Source organism: Polycladidibacter stylochi (genome assembly GCF_001562055.1).
Lineage (GTDB): Bacteria > Pseudomonadota > Alphaproteobacteria > Rhizobiales > Stappiaceae > Pseudovibrio > Pseudovibrio stylochi.
In genome coordinates this window covers 145,917-160,221 of the sequence record NZ_LLWE01000019.1, presented here as the reverse complement: position 1 = coordinate 160,221, position 14,305 = coordinate 145,917, and the positions used below count along the sequence as shown (strand labels likewise).

Here is a 14,305-nt window from a genome sequence, read left to right as displayed (position 1 = left end):
AAGTAAGCTACTACAATGTATCGGTTCCCATTAAATGTGAAGTGAATAAAGTGCCATAATAGCTTTTATCTTATCAAAATGCTTTGGCTGCTATGATTAGGGGTGTGTTAACGCATCGTCTTCTTTTATTTAAAGTAAACCAATAGGCATATCCAAAAACTGTAAAACCAAAACAAGGTTCAAACCAACAACAGTAATGGTCCCTAGCTCCGCCAAGACCGCCCAATATGATTTTAAGGCAAACATACCCATAATGTCGTGGCGACGGGATAAAACAATGAGCGCCAGCATGGGTACAGGCAGTGCGATGGATAGGAAAACCTGCGATAAAACCAGTGCATCGGTGGCATTATAACCAGCTAGAATAACAATGAAGGCTGGTATCATCGTGACCAGTCTTCGTACCCAGATAGGGATATGAAACCGCAGGAAACCTTGTAAAATCATTTGTCCAGCCATGGTTCCAACGACTGAAGACGATATTCCGGAGGTGATAAGCGAAACCAGAAATACCGAAGCTGCAGCACCACCTAAAAGCGGTGTTAGCAAGTGGTAGGCGCTTTCTATTTCAGCTACTTCACTGTAGCCTTTATTAAAGGCAGAAGCAGCCATCATGACCATTGCCATATTAACTAGGCCTGCAATGGCCAGCGCAACAATGACTTCAATATTCGAAAACTTGAGCACTTTACGGCACTCACCTTCATTTTGGATAGGTGCCCGGTTTTGTGTTAGGCCAGAATGCAAATATAAAGCATGTGGCATTACAGTTGCCCCAATAATGCCAACTGCAATTGTTAATGCTGCGGTGTCTGCAATCCTTGGAGATGTAATCTGGTTGGCAGCGCTTTGCCAATCAATTGGCGCAATAAAGGTTTCTATTAAATAACAACAACTAATGATGGCAATCATAGCGCCAATAATCAATTCCATCGGGCGGAACCCCCTGCGCTCGAAAAGCAAAATTCCATAGGTAATGATGGCGGTAATCACCATACCCCACAACAAGGGAAGCCCGAGTAAGAGTGCAAGGCCAATTGCTCCACCCAAAAACTCGGCTAAATCCGTGGCCATTGCAGCAATTTCGCTAATCACCCACATAACCAATACAGTGGGAAGCGAAAAGTGATCCCGTGCTAATTCGGCGAGATTCTTCCCCGTCACAATGCCCAATCGGGCAGAAAGGGCCTGAAACAGCATGGCGATGAGATTGGCGAGCAATACAACCCATAGCAGGCTATACCCGTATCCTGCACCGGCTTGGATGTTTGTTGCATAATTTCCGGGGTCGACATAAGCAATTGAGGCAATAACTGCTGGCCCAACAAAGAGTAACTTGCTGGTAAATCCACGGCGTTGCCCTGCAAGCACTGCACCTATTTCACGCCGGGTACTTTCAGTTGAGATCATTATTGCTTACCAATTGCTTTCGTATCAGCCTGTGGCTAGAGGCGGGATATCATCATAGGAAATACGCGTTACGTATGCTAGCAGCATATGGCAATTTATGCAATTGAGAATTAGTTGCATTTAAATCTCAAAATATATAACAGGTGAAAACAATTTGTGTTTTACAACTTGCTATCCGTCTTGGTGTGCACTAGCGTGCCCCCATTATTCGACGGCGTCCCGTGATGGACTGAAAGTAATTCTGAAGGCGGTTGACCCAAATCGGGAACTAATGTCAGAGCTGTCCCCAAAGGGTAAAGCAAAATGCTGTTTTCCCGGCGGCCTTTCTAAATATCACCCAAGGCGTCTCTAATAGCCAATCTCTGTCATTTAAGTACAGGGCAGCAACTGGAGATGAAATGAAAAATTTAAGCAGGTACTTTTTAGCCTCACTGTCTACACTACTGATTTCTACAAGTGCCCATGCCCATGGCGGCCACTTAGGCGAGCTGGCCGGTCACAGCCACTGGGTTGCAGCTGCCGCTGTTACTGCCGCAGCTGTTGTTGCTGCACTGGTCATTCGTGATAAAAAGAAACAAAAATCACAGGAAACAACGGTTGAAGATGAAACCGAAACAGCATCCGCTGAAGGCGAGGCAGAGGCTGTATAATGATTCCTTCACATACTGATAAAAACGAAAAAATCGGCATCATGGTGTGCGGTCATGGCAGCCGTAACAAAGGGGCAGTGGGCGAATTTGCGCGCCTTTCCGAAGGTATGCGCGCCCGTTACCCGCATTTGCCGGTAGACTATGGCTATCTGGAATTCGCCAATCCGGTCATTCACTCGGGGCTGGATAATTTGATCGCCCAAGGATGCACACGTATTCTCGCCGTGCCGGGCATGTTGTTTGCAGCAGGTCACGCTAAAAACGATATCCCTTCGGTGTTGAACACCTATCAGGCCAAACACCCTGAAGTGACAATCGAATATGGCCGCGAGCTGGCTGTTGATACCCGCATGGTGCGTGCCGCCAGCGAGCGCATTCAACAAGCTATTGATGCCGCGCCGGGCAAAGTTGCGAATGAAGAAACGTTGCTGATGGTGGTGGGGCGCGGCGCTTCCGACCCGGACGCCAACTCTAACGTTGCTAAAATTACCCGTCTTATTTGGGAGGGTATGGGTTTTGGTTGGGCCGAAACCTCCTATTCGGGTGTCACTTTCCCGCTTGTGAAACCGGGCTTAGAGCACGCCAGCAAGCTGGGTTACAAACGCATTATTGTCTTCCCGTACTTCCTGTTTACCGGTGTACTGGTGCAGCGGATTTACAATTTCGCTGACGAAGTTGCTGCTGCCAATCCTGACATCGAGTTCTTAAAGGCAGGCTACCTCAACGATCACCCCTTGGTGCTTGATACCATGGCCGAGCGCTTGGAAGAAATCCTCGGTGGTGCGAACAACATGAACTGCCAGCTGTGCAAATACCGCGAGCAGGTTTTGGGTTTTGAGGCAGAAATCGGCGCGTCCCAAGAAAGCCACCACCACCATGTGGAGGGGCTGGGCGATGAAGCCGAGTGCAAACTGTGCGATACCACCTGCACCGGCGCTTGTGATAAAGCGGCACTGGGAGAGGATGTCAGCGGCCACCACCACGATCATCACCACCACGATCATCACCACCATGGCCATAGCCATGACCACAGCCATGCGCATGCGCATGAGCACCACCACCACAATCACGGCCATTCGCACGATCATAGTCATGACCACGGGCACGATCACGGGCATCACCATGCCCCGTACCCGCATGCCGATCACCCGTTAGGGCCGCGCTCTATGGTGAAGGAAGGTAAGTGAGTTTGAACCCCACAACCTATGACTACATTCGTGATCCGAAAAAGATCTACGAAAGGTCATTTGAAATTGTGCGCAGCGAGGCGAAGCTGGATCATCTCCCGGCTGCGCTGCATCCTGTTGCCATTCGCCTCATCCATGCATGTGGTATGGTTGACTTGCCACAGGATCTGGATGCCAGCGAAGGTGTGGTCGAAAAAGCCCATGCTGCCTTGCAAAATGGTGCGCCCATCCTGACCGATGTGGAGATGGTCGCCCATGGCATCATCAAGCGCTATTTACCGGCACAAAATGAGGTGATTTGCACCCTAAATGAACCGGAAGTGATACGTTTTTCGCACGATTTAGGTAACACCCGTTCAGCTGCGGCCATAACCCTTTGGAAACCTTATCTTAATGGCGCTGTTGTCGCTATTGGTAACGCGCCAACCGCGCTGTTCTATTTGCTCGAGTGTATTGCCGCCGGGTGGGGATTACCGGCTGCGGTACTCGGTTTTCCCGTTGGCTTTGTTGGTGCGGCAGAATCCAAGCAGGCATTGAGTGAAAACGATCTGGGCATTCCTTATCTAACTGTTCATGGGCGGCGTGGCGGCTCGGCTCTTGCGGCGGCGGCTGTTAATGCGGTTGCAGCCGGTTTGCCAGAAGAAACAAAAGGATAGCCGGTCATGACCACACAGAAAAATGTGCCATGGCTCACCATTATCGGTATGGGCGAAGATGGCCCCAAGGGTTTATCCCCGCTGGCGCAAGAGGCCATAGCTTCTGCCAAGCATATCATGGCAGGCAAGCGCCATTTAGAGCTCTTGGGCGAAACCCATGCACAAACCATGGTTTGGCCAAAGCCGTTTTCTCAAGGAATAGAGCAACTTAAGCAGCTGCGCAGTCAAGAGTGCGTCGTCATTGCCAGCGGCGATCCCTACTGGTTCGGGGTTGGTGCCACTTTGGCCGATCACTTTGAAAAGGGTGAGGTTACGTGCCTACCGCACCCTTCTTCCTTTTCGCTTGCGGCGGCGCAGATGCACTGGAAAATCCAAGAAGTTCAATGCATTAGCTTGCATGGCCGACCTTTGGACCAGTTGCGTGCCTGCCTTTTCCATCAAGCGCGCCTTTTGCTGCTCACCTCTAACGGTGATAGCCCTACTGAAATTGCCGATATCCTCACTGATGAAGGATATGGTGCCTCAACCCTAACGGTTCTGGAGCATTTGGGCGGGGATAAACAGGCGGTGCATAGCTCGACGGCGGAGACTTATCAGGGGCCGGCCCGCGCTCTCAATGTGGTGGCGGTTGAAGCCATTGCCAATAGTTATACCCCCCACTACGGGCGGTTGCCGGGGCTTCCGGATAGCGCTTTTCATCATGATGGTAAGCTGACCAAGCAAGAGGTGCGGGCGGTAACATTAGCGCAATTACGCCCTGTTCCCGGTGAGTTACTTTGGGATATCGGCACCGGTTGCGGTTCTATTGCTATCGAATGGCTCCGCGCTGCACCCCATACCAAAGCCATTGCATTTGAACCCGATAATACCCGCCGCGCCCGCGCCCGTGGCAATGCCGCCGGTCTTGGTGTGCCGCATTTGCAATTGCAGGGGGATAAAGCACCTGAATGCCTTGAGGGGCTTGCCGCGCCTGACGCCATCTTTATTGGTGGTGGATTGACGGCTCCCAAAATGATCGAGAGCTGCGTTAACCTATTGAAAAAAAACGGTCGTTTGGTTGCCAATGCGGTAACAACCGAGGGGGAAATGGAGCTGCTTAAGGCCCATAAGGCCCATGGCGGCGAGTTGCGGCGCATTGCAGTTTCCCGCGCACAAACCATTGGAACCCTTACAGGTTTTCGCCCTTTAATGACAGTGACACAATGGAATTGGACAAAAAAATGACAGGAACCCTTTATGGGGTCGGCCTCGGGCCGGGCGATCCTGAATTAATTACACTAAAAGCCCATCGGCTTATCTCAAAGGCCAAGGTTATTGCCTATCCGGCAGCCGAAGGTATCCCCAGTTTCGCCCGTGAAATTGTGGCGCAGTATCTGCCTGAAAATGCTATAGAAATCGCTATGGAAATGCCCATGCGCACCGATCGTTTCCCCGCCAAGGAAGTGTATGATCGTGCGGCCAGTAGCATTACAGAGCAGCTCAATAACGGTCATGATGTTGTGGTGTTGTGTGAGGGCGACCCGTTTCTCTATGGCTCTTTCATGTATCTTTATGAACGTTTGAGCGGCAATTTTCGCTGCGAGGTGGTTCCGGGGGTTTCTTCTGTTCCAGCGTGTGCTGCTGCATTGGGGCGCCCATTGGCTGCGCGTAATGATGTCTTGACGATTATCCCCGGTCCGCTCAACAATGAACGCATTCAACCGCTGATCGAGAATGCAGAGGCCGTGGCAATAATGAAAGTGGGCCGACATGTGAACCGGATAAAAACCCTGTTAGAAAACATGGGTCTACTGGAACATGCAGGCTATGTAGAGCGTGCCACACGCCCGGATATGAAGGTGATGCCGTTAGCTCATCTCAACTCGGATAGCGCCCCATATTTTTCAATGATACTCGTATATAGGGGAGAGGAGCCATGGACGCTGCCCCAGCACTTATCGTCATAAATCCTTCAGCACTACAAACAGCTAAGCAAATAAACGGGCTTGTTAAGAACGGTTTGATTCACGGTTTTAGCCGACATTCGGCAAGTCCACAGGTGGAATACAACGTTACGTTTAGTGATGCCTCAAGTCATTTGCGCGGCTTGTTTCAGGCGGGCACACCTATTATCGGCGTTTGTGCTTCGGGCATTTTAATCCGTGCTTTAGCACCGGTTTTGGGGGATAAACATAGCGAACCGCCAGTAATTGCGGTTTCCGATGATGGTAAGTCAGTTGTCCCCCTATTGGGCGGTCATCGTGGTGCCAATGAGCTTGCATGCAAAATTGCCGAGGGTTTGCAATCTCATGCCGCTATCACCACAAGCGGGGATAACGTTTTTGGCATTGCACTGGATGATCCGGCAGATGGTTACACTTTGGCCAACCCGAAAGATGCCAAAGGGATTATGGCCAATATGCTTTGCGGCGAGCCAGTACAAATCATTGGAGAGGCACCTTGGCTACAAGCGGCCAACCTGCCTCTTGCTGCCGATGCCAAACAGCAGATCATCATCACCACTAGTCCCGAAAAACCTAGTGAAAACAAACTGGTGTTCCATCCACAAACCCATGTGGTCGGCCTTGGTTGTGCCCGTGGCTGTGCTTTGGAAGAGCTGGAACAGCTGGTACTTGACCAGCTGGAAACGGCGGGCATTGCCATGGGGGCGGTGGCGGCCTTCGCCAGTATTGATGTAAAAGCCGATGAGCAAGCCATGTTGCAACTGGCCAGCAAATACAACAGGCCATTCCGTGTCTTTTCGCCTCAAGAGCTGGAAGCCCAAGCAGAGCGCTTACGCAATCCGTCTTCAGTGGTGTTCGCTGAGGTCGGCTGTCATGGCGTGAGCGAAGGTGCCGCCCTTGCTGCAACGGGCGCTAATGGTAAACTACTGGTTGAAAAGCAAAAAACAGCGAATGCGACCATGGCGGTTGCCTGTGCGCCAGCCCCTGTTCAAGCTGAAAATGTTGGTCGTGCCCCCGGTCGTTTACACGTTATTGGCATTGGTCCGGGCCGTGATGATTGGCGCACACCACAAGCTTCTAAATGGTTGGGCGAGGCCGACGAAGTTGTTGGTTACAGCTTGTATCTTGATCTGGTTGCACCGCTCATAAACGGTAAGCACCGCCATGCATTCCCGTTGGGTGCAGAAGAAGAGCGGGTGCGTTTTGCCTTGGAACGGGCGGGCACAGGTAAGAATGTCGCGCTGGTTTGCTCAGGCGATTCAGGTATTTACGCCATGGGTGCGTTGGTATTCGAGCTGTTGGACCGTGCAGAGGATCAAGGCGGTGTTTCCGCTCAGGCCCGCCGGGTTGAAGTTGCTTCCACGCCGGGGGTTTCGGCTATGGTTGCACTTTCCAACCGTATTGGTGCACCACTGGGGCACGATTTTTGCGCCATCTCTTTGTCCGACTTGCTAACACCTTGGGAAACAATCCAAAAACGTGTTATTGGTGCAGCACAAGGCGATTTTGTCATCGGTTTTTATAATCCGGTTTCCATGCGCCGCCGTACTCAGCTGGCATGGGCCCGCGATACCTTGTTGCAACACCGCCCAGCCACAACGCCGGTGGTTTTGGGGAGCAATATTGGCCGCCCAGAGGAAAAACTCACCATTACCACACTGGAAAAACTTGAAGTAGATCAGGTGGATATGCTGACAACCGTTCTCGTTGGCTGCTCGCAAACCAAAGCGGGTGCGCAAAATGCAGCGCGGCCGTTTGTGTATACCCCACGTGGATACGCGAAGAGAATTGATGCCCCTAAAGAAGTGAATGCATCACGCTTAGAGGATAAACAGGGGGAAACCGTTTAATGACAGTACATTTTATTGGTGCAGGCCCTGGTGATTCAGACCTTATTACCGTTCGCGGCTTGAAATTGATCGAAAAATGCCCGGTTTGCCTGTTTGCAGGCTCTCTGGTGCCCGAGGCAATTGTTAAGGCGGTGCCAGAAGGCGCGCGGGTTGTCGACACAGCCCCCATGCATCTTGATGAAATTATTAATGAAATCAAGATAGCGCATGACGCGGGTAAGGACGTGGCCCGTGTTCATTCCGGCGATCCTTCTATCTATGGTGCCACAGCTGAGCAAATGCGCCGTCTTGATGAGCTGGATATCCCCTATGATGTTACCCCCGGTGTTCCGGCATTCGCAGCAGCGGCGGCGGCATTAAAAACCGAATTGACCATTCCCGAAATTGCCCAGACCATTATTGTTACCCGAACAACAATGAAATCCTCACAAATGCCGGAGGGGGAGGATTTAGAAACTCTAGGGCGCTCGGGGGCGACACTGGCAATTCACCTAAGTGTTCGTAATTTAGGGGAAATTAACCGCCAACTCGCGCCTCTTTACGGCGAGGATTGCCCGGTGATTGTTGCTTATCGGGTTGGCTGGCCGGATGAGGCCTTTATTCATGGCACACTGGCAACTATCCAAAAACAGGTGAAAGAGGCGAAAATTACCCGCACAGCCCTGATCTTTGTTGGGCATGCGCTCAAGGCTGGTAAAGAGTTTCGCGATAGCGCGCTTTATGATGCCAACCACGTGCATGTTCTGCGCCCGAAGAAAAAAGCTTAAATATTATAGGTGCCTGTTATAATTGGTATTTCAGGCACTTACTCATCAACCTTACTCTGGCAGATAATATGGGCAAACGATCCTGCAACACGGCCTTTTTGCAGGCCCATGGCCTCCAGTGGTATGCCAAGTGCATCTACTGCGTTGAATAATGGCTGTGCTGCCCCTTGCTCAATAATGGAAGCATAGTGGAACTCATGGGCGACCAAGGTATGTTGCCAAGGCAGAACTGGCGCGGTTTTCTGCCGGTCTGTTAATTGTAACTGCCTGTATCCTAAATGTAATTTTCGTTTTTCAAAGCTGGTTGTAAGTGGCAACAAGCCCAACATGGGGTGGGTGACACCTGCTTTATCAATCAGTTGCTCGCCAAGGCACATGAAGCCGCCACACTCGCCATAAATCAAGGTACCTTGCTGTGCTGCACTCTGCATGGCCGCTTTAAAGTTCAACGCCCTTGAGAGTCGCTGCGCATAGAGCTCGGGGTAACCACCGGGCAAAAATATTGCAGTTGCATTTTGAGAGGGGGCTTCATCATTTAACGGCGAAAAATATGTTATTTCAACGCCCTGCCGTTTCCATTCCGCAATATGCTGTGGGTAGGAAAATGCAAAGGCCACATCTTTGGCAATGGCGATTTTTTGGCTCAGTGGTGCCAGAAGCTGCTTTGAATTTTCGCTGAGTTTGGCAGCAATAGGAGCTTGCAGCGGACGCGCCAAGGCCCGTAGTGCAGCCAGATCAATTTGCTTTTGTGCTATCTTTCCCGCCCGTGTTAAAAAGCTTTCCAGCTCAGGCATTTCGCTGGCCTGTACCAAACCAAGATGGCGCTCTGGTAATTCCAATTCGACCTCACGGTAGACAGCGCCTAATACCGGTAGCCCGAGCGGTGCGATTGCTTGGCGCAGCATTTTTTCGTGCCGCAGTGAACCGACACGGTTCAAGATTATCCCCGCGATACGGGGAGTTTTGCGAAAACTGGCAAAACCATGTACCACGGCGGCAACAGATTGCGCTTGCTTTTGGCAATCAACTATAAGAACTACAGGAAAACCAAGTGTTTCGGCAAGATCTGCTGCAGAGCCTTGCCCATTTGCAGCACCATCAAACAGGCCCATGGCCCCTTCAACAATCAACAATTCGCTATCTTGTGAAACGGTTTGCGCCACCCCCAAGAGTTGGGCGGCACTCATGGCATAGGCATCAAGGTTAAAGCAGGGCCGTCCACTGGCTGCGCGGTGGAAGGCAGGGTCGATATAATCGGGGCCAGATTTTGCAGAACTAACTGATATTCCTGCTATTTTTAGCGCTCGTAACAGCGCTAATGTAATGGTGGTTTTACCGGTGGCCGAGGAGGGCGCTGCAATAACCAGCCCGTTTACCGACATTATTGTGCGGCCTCCAGTGCAAGACCTTCCAGCGGATGCGCTTGTAGCTTTTTGCCATGCATAGCGCCCAGCCAATCGAGCCCATGGCGCAAGTGCACAACATCTCCCAAAACAACGATAGCAGGTGGTGCAATACCGGCTTTTTCGGTATCCTCGACACAATTACCAAGAGTAGTTTGCAAGACCTTTTGGTTTGGAAGAGAGGCATTGCAAACAAAAGCCATGGCTTCAGTTTTACTTCGTCCACCAGCTATAAGTTTATCGCGAATACTTTTCAGGTGTTTCATCGCCATATACATAATCAGTACAGGTGAGCCTTGTGCCAATGCTTGCCAATTGAGTGCATCTGGCGTTACACCGTTTTGATCGTGCCCAGTTAGGAAAGTAACAGCCTGATTAATACCACGATGAGTGGAAGGGATGCCAGCATAGCCAAGCCCGCCAATACCGGCGGTTATACCGGGGATAACCCGAAAAGGTATGCCAGCCTCAACGAGTGCCAATGCTTCTTCCCCACCGCGGCCGAATACGAATGGGTCTCCGCCTTTGAGGCGCAAAACCCGTTTGCCTTGTTTGGCAAGTTCGATAAGCCGTAGCGAGATGGAACGCTGTTTGGGTGAGGGCTTGCCGCCACGCTTTCCGGCATATTCCAGTTGGGCACTTGCTTTCGCCCAGCCAAGAATCCGTTTGTCGACCAAGGCGTCATAAACAATAATATCAGCATGTTGCAGGCCATTTAAGGCGTGAACAGACAACAGGCCCGGGTCTCCGGGGCCAGCACCAGCCAGCCAAACCCAGCCACACTCGAATTGGGGCAAACTATAGTTTGCCAAGGGCAACGCTTCTTTTAATTCCATCTCCGCGAATGTACAGGCAATTTAAAACAAGGCAAGTGTGCATTAATGTCGTCCCGATGAAATTCGCTATAATAGTGAATATAGTCAGCTGGTTTGAAACAGCTTGGTTTTGCAATAGTTTGCGCTATAGTCCGCTCATGAGCGAAACGGCAAATTCCACAAATGGGAAAAAACAGGCCACTAAAGCAGCATTACGTACCGGCTGGACAACAGGCGCGTGTGCAGCCGCGGCGGCTAAAGCAGCCTATGCCAGGCTTTTAACAGGGCAATTCCCCGACCCCGTGTCGATTACACTACCACGCGGGGATACGCCGGCATTTGCTTTGGCTTATGAGGCGGTTGCAGAGGGCAACAACCCTTGCTGGGCTGAGGCGGCTATTGTTAAAGATGCGGGTGATGACCCCGATGTTACCCATGGCGCGCTCATTCAAACCCGTATTGAACGGGGTGCCGAAGGGTGCGGATTGGTATTCGTGGCAGGCGAAGGGGTTGGTACTGTCACTAGAGCAGGTTTGCCAGTTGAAGTGGGGGAACCGGCGATCAACCCGGTACCAAGGCGAATAATTGAGAAAGCGCTTACCGAAGTTGCAAAGGCCCACAATCAACGGCTTGATGTTATTGCCACCATTTCAATAGCAGGCGGTGCAGAGCTTGCGCTCAAGACAATGAATCCCCGCCTAGGGATAATTGGTGGGCTTTCGGTTTTGGGAACCACCGGTATTGTGCGTCCGTTTTCATGTGCTTCGTGGATAGCATCAATCCACCGTGGAGTGGATGTGGCCCGAGCCGCCGGTTTAAACCATGTTGCCGCAGCAACAGGTGCAACATCTGAAGACTGTTTAAGAGAACAATACCCCCAATTACCAGAGTATGCCTACTTAGATATGGGGGATTTTGCTGGCGGTTTGCTTAAATATTTGCGTGCTCATCCGGTACCAAAGCTCACGGTAGCCGGTGGTATCGCCAAGCTGACCAAGCTGGCGCAAGGGGCAATGGATTTGCATTCGGCCCGCTCGACGCTGGATTTTGTCTGGCTAGGCAAACTGTTGTCTCAGTGTGATGCCCCGCTAGAGCTGCAAGAGCTTTGCCAAAATGCCAATACAATGAAGCAATTAAGCGATATGGCGTTATCCTGTGACTTCCCGCTGGCGGCAATCATTGCACAAAAAGCTCAAGCGAGTGCACTGGACATCTTACGAGGTGCACCTGTTGCTGTAGAGGTGATCGTGGTGGATAGGGCAGGCCAACAATTGGCGCAGGTCCCCTTTGCTCAAAAGGCGAAAACATGACGACAGCCCCTAACTCTCGGCCAAAGCTCTTGATATTAGCGGGTACACGCGATGCGCGGATAATTATTAAAAAACTACAACAGACATGCCGCTTTGATATAATTGCATCTCTTGCCGGTGTAACAACCTTACCAAAAGAGCTGGGTGTGACCACACGCACTGGCGGCTTTGGTGGTACGCAAGGTTTACAGCAGTATCTAAAGGCTCATGATATAAGCTATGTAGTTGATGCAACACACCCTTTTGCCGCACAAATAAGTAACAATGCGCTGCAAGCATGCCAACAAACCCCTTGTCATTACCTACGTTATGAGCGCCCACCATGGAAATCACAAACCGGCGATCAATGGCTTCAATTTACCAGTCTTCAAGAAGCCGTCGCTGCCATAGCTCCCAACAGCCGTATATTCGCCGCTATCGGCCGTAAGCAAATCATAGCACTGAAATCAAGGACTGATGTTGTTTGGCATATGCGCATGGTGGAACCACCAGAAGCGAACAGCCTTCCTGAACAAAGTATACTCATTCTTTCCAAACCAAATGAGAGCATTGCTCAGGAGATAAGTTATTTAAAACAGCATGATATTGAAGGAGTGCTTTGTAAAAATAGTGGTGGTACTGCAGGATACGCAAAAATTGAGGCCGCACGAAAGTTGGGCCTGCCGGTTCATATGCTTGCAAGGCCCCCCAAACATATGCCCATAACGGTGCCAGCCTATATTCATCAGTTCTCAGAGTATGACCAGCTTGTTGACACCGTTGTTAACCTAGTGTGATTAATCTGGACTAGAAGCAATACCTACCAACTCTGTTTAATTAGAAGTCATGCGTTGAAAAACACCATCCTTAGCAATTAGCCAATGATAAAGCCCACCTAAAATATGAAGGGAGATTGCTATAACAAGTACCCACCCTAGGATTGAGTGAACCTGAAACAATTGCTTGGCTAAAGCTTCGTTTTTTTCAATAAAATTTGGTATGGTGAATAAACTGAAAAAAGGTACTGGGGCACCAAATGACGCCGTTGCAAACCAGCCGATAAGTGGTTGAACGATCAGACAAATATATAGCAAAATATGAATACCGCGTGACAGGTTCACTTGCCATTTAGGTACAGATGCTGGCAATGCAGGTGCTGGGTGCCCGAGGCGATAAGCCAAGCGAAAGAGCAACACAACAAGCACCAATAAACCGATAGACTTATGCCAGTTATAGCCTATACCCTGTATTTGCCCCTTGGGTAAATCACCCAGAAAAAAGCCGAGCGGCAAAACAACCAGGACCAATATAAAAGTTATCCAGTGATAGGCACGGGCAGGGCGCGAATACTTTACGGTTTCAGCTTGCATGCTCTCTCTCCTAGCAGGCAACGAAGCAGAATATGCTTTGAGCCTATGAGATGAATGCAACCCATGCAATTCTCAGGATATCAGAGTTACTTTTTTAGTGGAATTTCGCTTCAATACGGCAACTTAAATACGTAAAGGTTGTCTCGTGCAAAAGTCGTTAGCTACCCAGCCCAGAAAATCCAACCCGGTACTTGAGGCTGATTTTCAATCTCCTGTAATTACAGATGAAGTGTGGCAGAATGTCTTGAAAGCAAAAATGGAAAAAAAGCCGCCCCCAGCTGCTGGTTATGCCCAGTGTTTTGCAGGGGTTTGTCAGGCCAGATCCGCATATTTTATTGGACAACTGGGCCAGTCACTGGACGGATTAATAGCGACCGATACAGGCGATTCCTATTACATAAACGCTCAAGAAGGACTTGCGCATTTACACCGTTTGCGTGCACTTGTGGATGCGGTTGTCATTGGTGTGGGGACAGCTATAAAAGACAATCCGCAACTGACGGTTCGTCATGTACAAGGTAATAGTCCCGCCAGAATTATTGTCGACCCCTCTGGTCGTTTGCCCCTTCGTAGCACATGTCTGCAAGATGACGGTTGTCGCAAAATTGTTTTAACTTCCGAGGGGCTAGTGCCCCAATACCCCGACTTTGTTGAACACAGGATATTGCCGCTTAATGATAAGGGCCGCATTTGTTGTGCAGCTATCAAAGCAAGTTTGCAAGATTTTCAAACGGTACTTATTGAAGGGGGAGCTTGGACACTTTCAAACTTCTATCAAACAGGGTTGTTAAACCAACTCCATCTAATTATAGCACCGTTGATTATTGGCTCTGGCAAAAAGGGTATTGCTTTGCCTCCAACGGATAGTCTTTCAAGAGCGCGGCGTCCCCAAACAAATTGGTACTCACTGGGGACGGATTTATTAGCCGATTTACACTTAAACTCCTGAATCCTCATTCGCTTCG

At 50.3% G+C, this 14,305-nt stretch carries 14 protein-coding genes; 10 read left to right on the top strand and 4 right to left on the bottom strand.

Annotated elements, in window-relative coordinates:
• Positions 1 to 129 precede the first annotated feature (129 nt).
• Positions 130 to 1,410 carry an Nramp family divalent metal transporter gene (locus AYK67_RS05870; RefSeq protein WP_068083648.1) on the bottom strand — a complete coding sequence of 427 codons (1,281 nt, stop codon included), beginning with the start codon at positions 1,408 to 1,410 and terminating at the stop codon, positions 130 to 132.
• A 398-nt stretch (positions 1,411 to 1,808) separates the two neighbouring features.
• On the opposite strand from AYK67_RS05870, the gene AYK67_RS05865 reads away from it, so the two are divergent.
• Genes AYK67_RS05865 through cobM form a run of 7 tightly spaced genes read left to right on the top strand, consistent with a single transcriptional unit; the run spans position 1,809 to position 8,463 of the window.
• Positions 1,809 to 2,060, top strand: a complete 252-nt coding sequence (locus AYK67_RS05865; RefSeq protein WP_068083646.1) for a DUF6732 family protein — start codon at positions 1,809 to 1,811, stop codon at positions 2,058 to 2,060.
• Positions 2,060 to 3,247 carry a sirohydrochlorin chelatase gene (locus tag AYK67_RS05860; RefSeq protein WP_068083641.1) on the top strand — a complete coding sequence of 396 codons (1,188 nt, stop codon included), beginning with the start codon at positions 2,060 to 2,062 and terminating at the stop codon, positions 3,245 to 3,247. Before AYK67_RS05865 ends, AYK67_RS05860 begins: the two co-directional genes overlap by 1 nt.
• Positions 3,248 to 3,249: 2 nt before the next feature.
• The gene (locus tag AYK67_RS05855) at positions 3,250 to 3,903 is read left to right on the top strand and encodes a precorrin-8X methylmutase (protein WP_208976227.1); all 654 of its coding nucleotides are present in this window, start codon (positions 3,250 to 3,252) and stop codon (positions 3,901 to 3,903) included.
• Positions 3,904 to 3,909: 6 nt separating this feature from the next.
• The gene (locus tag AYK67_RS05850; RefSeq protein WP_068083636.1) at positions 3,910 to 5,127 is read left to right on the top strand and encodes a bifunctional cobalt-precorrin-7 (C(5))-methyltransferase/cobalt-precorrin-6B (C(15))-methyltransferase; all 1,218 of its coding nucleotides are present in this window, start codon (positions 3,910 to 3,912) and stop codon (positions 5,125 to 5,127) included.
• On the top strand, positions 5,124 to 5,849 hold the full coding sequence (cobI, locus tag AYK67_RS05845) for a precorrin-2 C(20)-methyltransferase (protein WP_173645102.1): 726 nt from the start codon (positions 5,124 to 5,126) through the stop codon (positions 5,847 to 5,849). The genes AYK67_RS05850 and cobI overlap by 4 nt, the downstream gene beginning before the upstream one ends.
• On the top strand, positions 5,819 to 7,696 hold the full coding sequence (gene cobJ / locus AYK67_RS05840) for a precorrin-3B C(17)-methyltransferase (RefSeq protein ID WP_068083628.1): 1,878 nt from the start codon (positions 5,819 to 5,821) through the stop codon (positions 7,694 to 7,696). The genes cobI and cobJ overlap by 31 nt, the downstream gene beginning before the upstream one ends.
• On the top strand, positions 7,696 to 8,463 hold the full coding sequence (gene cobM / locus AYK67_RS05835; RefSeq protein ID WP_068083622.1) for a precorrin-4 C(11)-methyltransferase: 768 nt from the start codon (positions 7,696 to 7,698) through the stop codon (positions 8,461 to 8,463). The genes cobJ and cobM overlap by 1 nt, the downstream gene beginning before the upstream one ends.
• A 38-nt stretch (positions 8,464 to 8,501) precedes the next feature.
• On the opposite strand, the gene AYK67_RS05830 is transcribed toward cobM, so the two are convergent.
• Together AYK67_RS05830 and cobA are read right to left on the bottom strand one after the other, a co-directional pair.
• Positions 8,502 to 9,845 (bottom strand): cobyrinic acid a,c-diamide synthase CobB, encoded by a 1,344-nt coding sequence (locus AYK67_RS05830; RefSeq protein ID WP_068083621.1) that lies wholly within the window; start codon positions 9,843 to 9,845, stop codon positions 8,502 to 8,504.
• Positions 9,845 to 10,702 (bottom strand): uroporphyrinogen-III C-methyltransferase, encoded by an 858-nt coding sequence (cobA, locus tag AYK67_RS05825; protein ID WP_068083619.1) that lies wholly within the window; start codon positions 10,700 to 10,702, stop codon positions 9,845 to 9,847. The genes AYK67_RS05830 and cobA overlap by 1 nt, the downstream gene beginning before the upstream one ends.
• A 137-nt stretch (positions 10,703 to 10,839) precedes the next feature.
• On the opposite strand from cobA, the gene AYK67_RS05820 reads away from it, so the two are divergent.
• Both AYK67_RS05820 and AYK67_RS05815 read left to right on the top strand, forming a co-directional pair.
• On the top strand, positions 10,840 to 11,991 hold the full coding sequence (locus tag AYK67_RS05820; RefSeq protein ID WP_068083799.1) for a cobalt-precorrin-5B (C(1))-methyltransferase: 1,152 nt from the start codon (positions 10,840 to 10,842) through the stop codon (positions 11,989 to 11,991).
• Complete coding sequence (locus tag AYK67_RS05815) at positions 11,988 to 12,767, top strand: cobalt-precorrin-6A reductase (RefSeq protein ID WP_068083617.1); 780 nt, start codon at positions 11,988 to 11,990, stop codon at positions 12,765 to 12,767. Before AYK67_RS05820 ends, AYK67_RS05815 begins: the two co-directional genes overlap by 4 nt.
• A gap of 36 nt (positions 12,768 to 12,803) precedes the next feature.
• Here AYK67_RS05815 and AYK67_RS05810 read toward each other — a convergent pair whose 3' ends face one another.
• Positions 12,804 to 13,340, bottom strand: a complete 537-nt coding sequence (locus AYK67_RS05810) for a cytochrome b (RefSeq protein WP_068083614.1) — start codon at positions 13,338 to 13,340, stop codon at positions 12,804 to 12,806.
• 145 nt (positions 13,341 to 13,485) lie between these two features.
• Here AYK67_RS05810 and AYK67_RS05805 point away from each other — a divergent pair, with 145 nt between their 5' ends.
• Entirely contained in the window at positions 13,486 to 14,289 is an 804-nt protein-coding gene (locus tag AYK67_RS05805; RefSeq protein WP_206597501.1) for a RibD family protein, read from the top strand.
• The last annotated feature ends 16 nt before the right edge of the window (positions 14,290 to 14,305 follow it).

What these genes read in the sequence shown, in the direction of transcription:
- cobM (WP_068083622.1), top strand. Translation starts at nt 7,696, where the DNA reads ATGACAGTACATTTTATTGGTGCAGGCCCTGGTGATTCAGACCTTATT.
- AYK67_RS05860 (WP_068083641.1), top strand. Translation starts at nt 2,060, where the DNA reads ATGATTCCTTCACATACTGATAAAAACGAAAAAATCGGCATCATGGTG.
- AYK67_RS05830 (WP_068083621.1), bottom strand. Translation starts at nt 9,845, where the DNA reads ATGTCGGTAAACGGGCTGGTTATTGCAGCGCCCTCCTCGGCCACCGGT.
- AYK67_RS05850 (WP_068083636.1), top strand. Translation starts at nt 3,910, where the DNA reads ATGACCACACAGAAAAATGTGCCATGGCTCACCATTATCGGTATGGGC.
- cobI (WP_173645102.1), top strand. Translation starts at nt 5,124, where the DNA reads ATGACAGGAACCCTTTATGGGGTCGGCCTCGGGCCGGGCGATCCTGAA.
- AYK67_RS05810 (WP_068083614.1), bottom strand. Translation starts at nt 13,340, where the DNA reads ATGCAAGCTGAAACCGTAAAGTATTCGCGCCCTGCCCGTGCCTATCAC.
- cobJ (WP_068083628.1), top strand. Translation starts at nt 5,819, where the DNA reads ATGGACGCTGCCCCAGCACTTATCGTCATAAATCCTTCAGCACTACAA.
- AYK67_RS05820 (WP_068083799.1), top strand. Translation starts at nt 10,840, where the DNA reads ATGAGCGAAACGGCAAATTCCACAAATGGGAAAAAACAGGCCACTAAA.
- AYK67_RS05815 (WP_068083617.1), top strand. Translation starts at nt 11,988, where the DNA reads ATGACGACAGCCCCTAACTCTCGGCCAAAGCTCTTGATATTAGCGGGT.
- AYK67_RS05870 (WP_068083648.1), bottom strand. Translation starts at nt 1,410, where the DNA reads ATGATCTCAACTGAAAGTACCCGGCGTGAAATAGGTGCAGTGCTTGCA.
- AYK67_RS05865 (WP_068083646.1), top strand. Translation starts at nt 1,809, where the DNA reads ATGAAAAATTTAAGCAGGTACTTTTTAGCCTCACTGTCTACACTACTG.
- cobA (WP_068083619.1), bottom strand. Translation starts at nt 10,702, where the DNA reads ATGGAATTAAAAGAAGCGTTGCCCTTGGCAAACTATAGTTTGCCCCAA.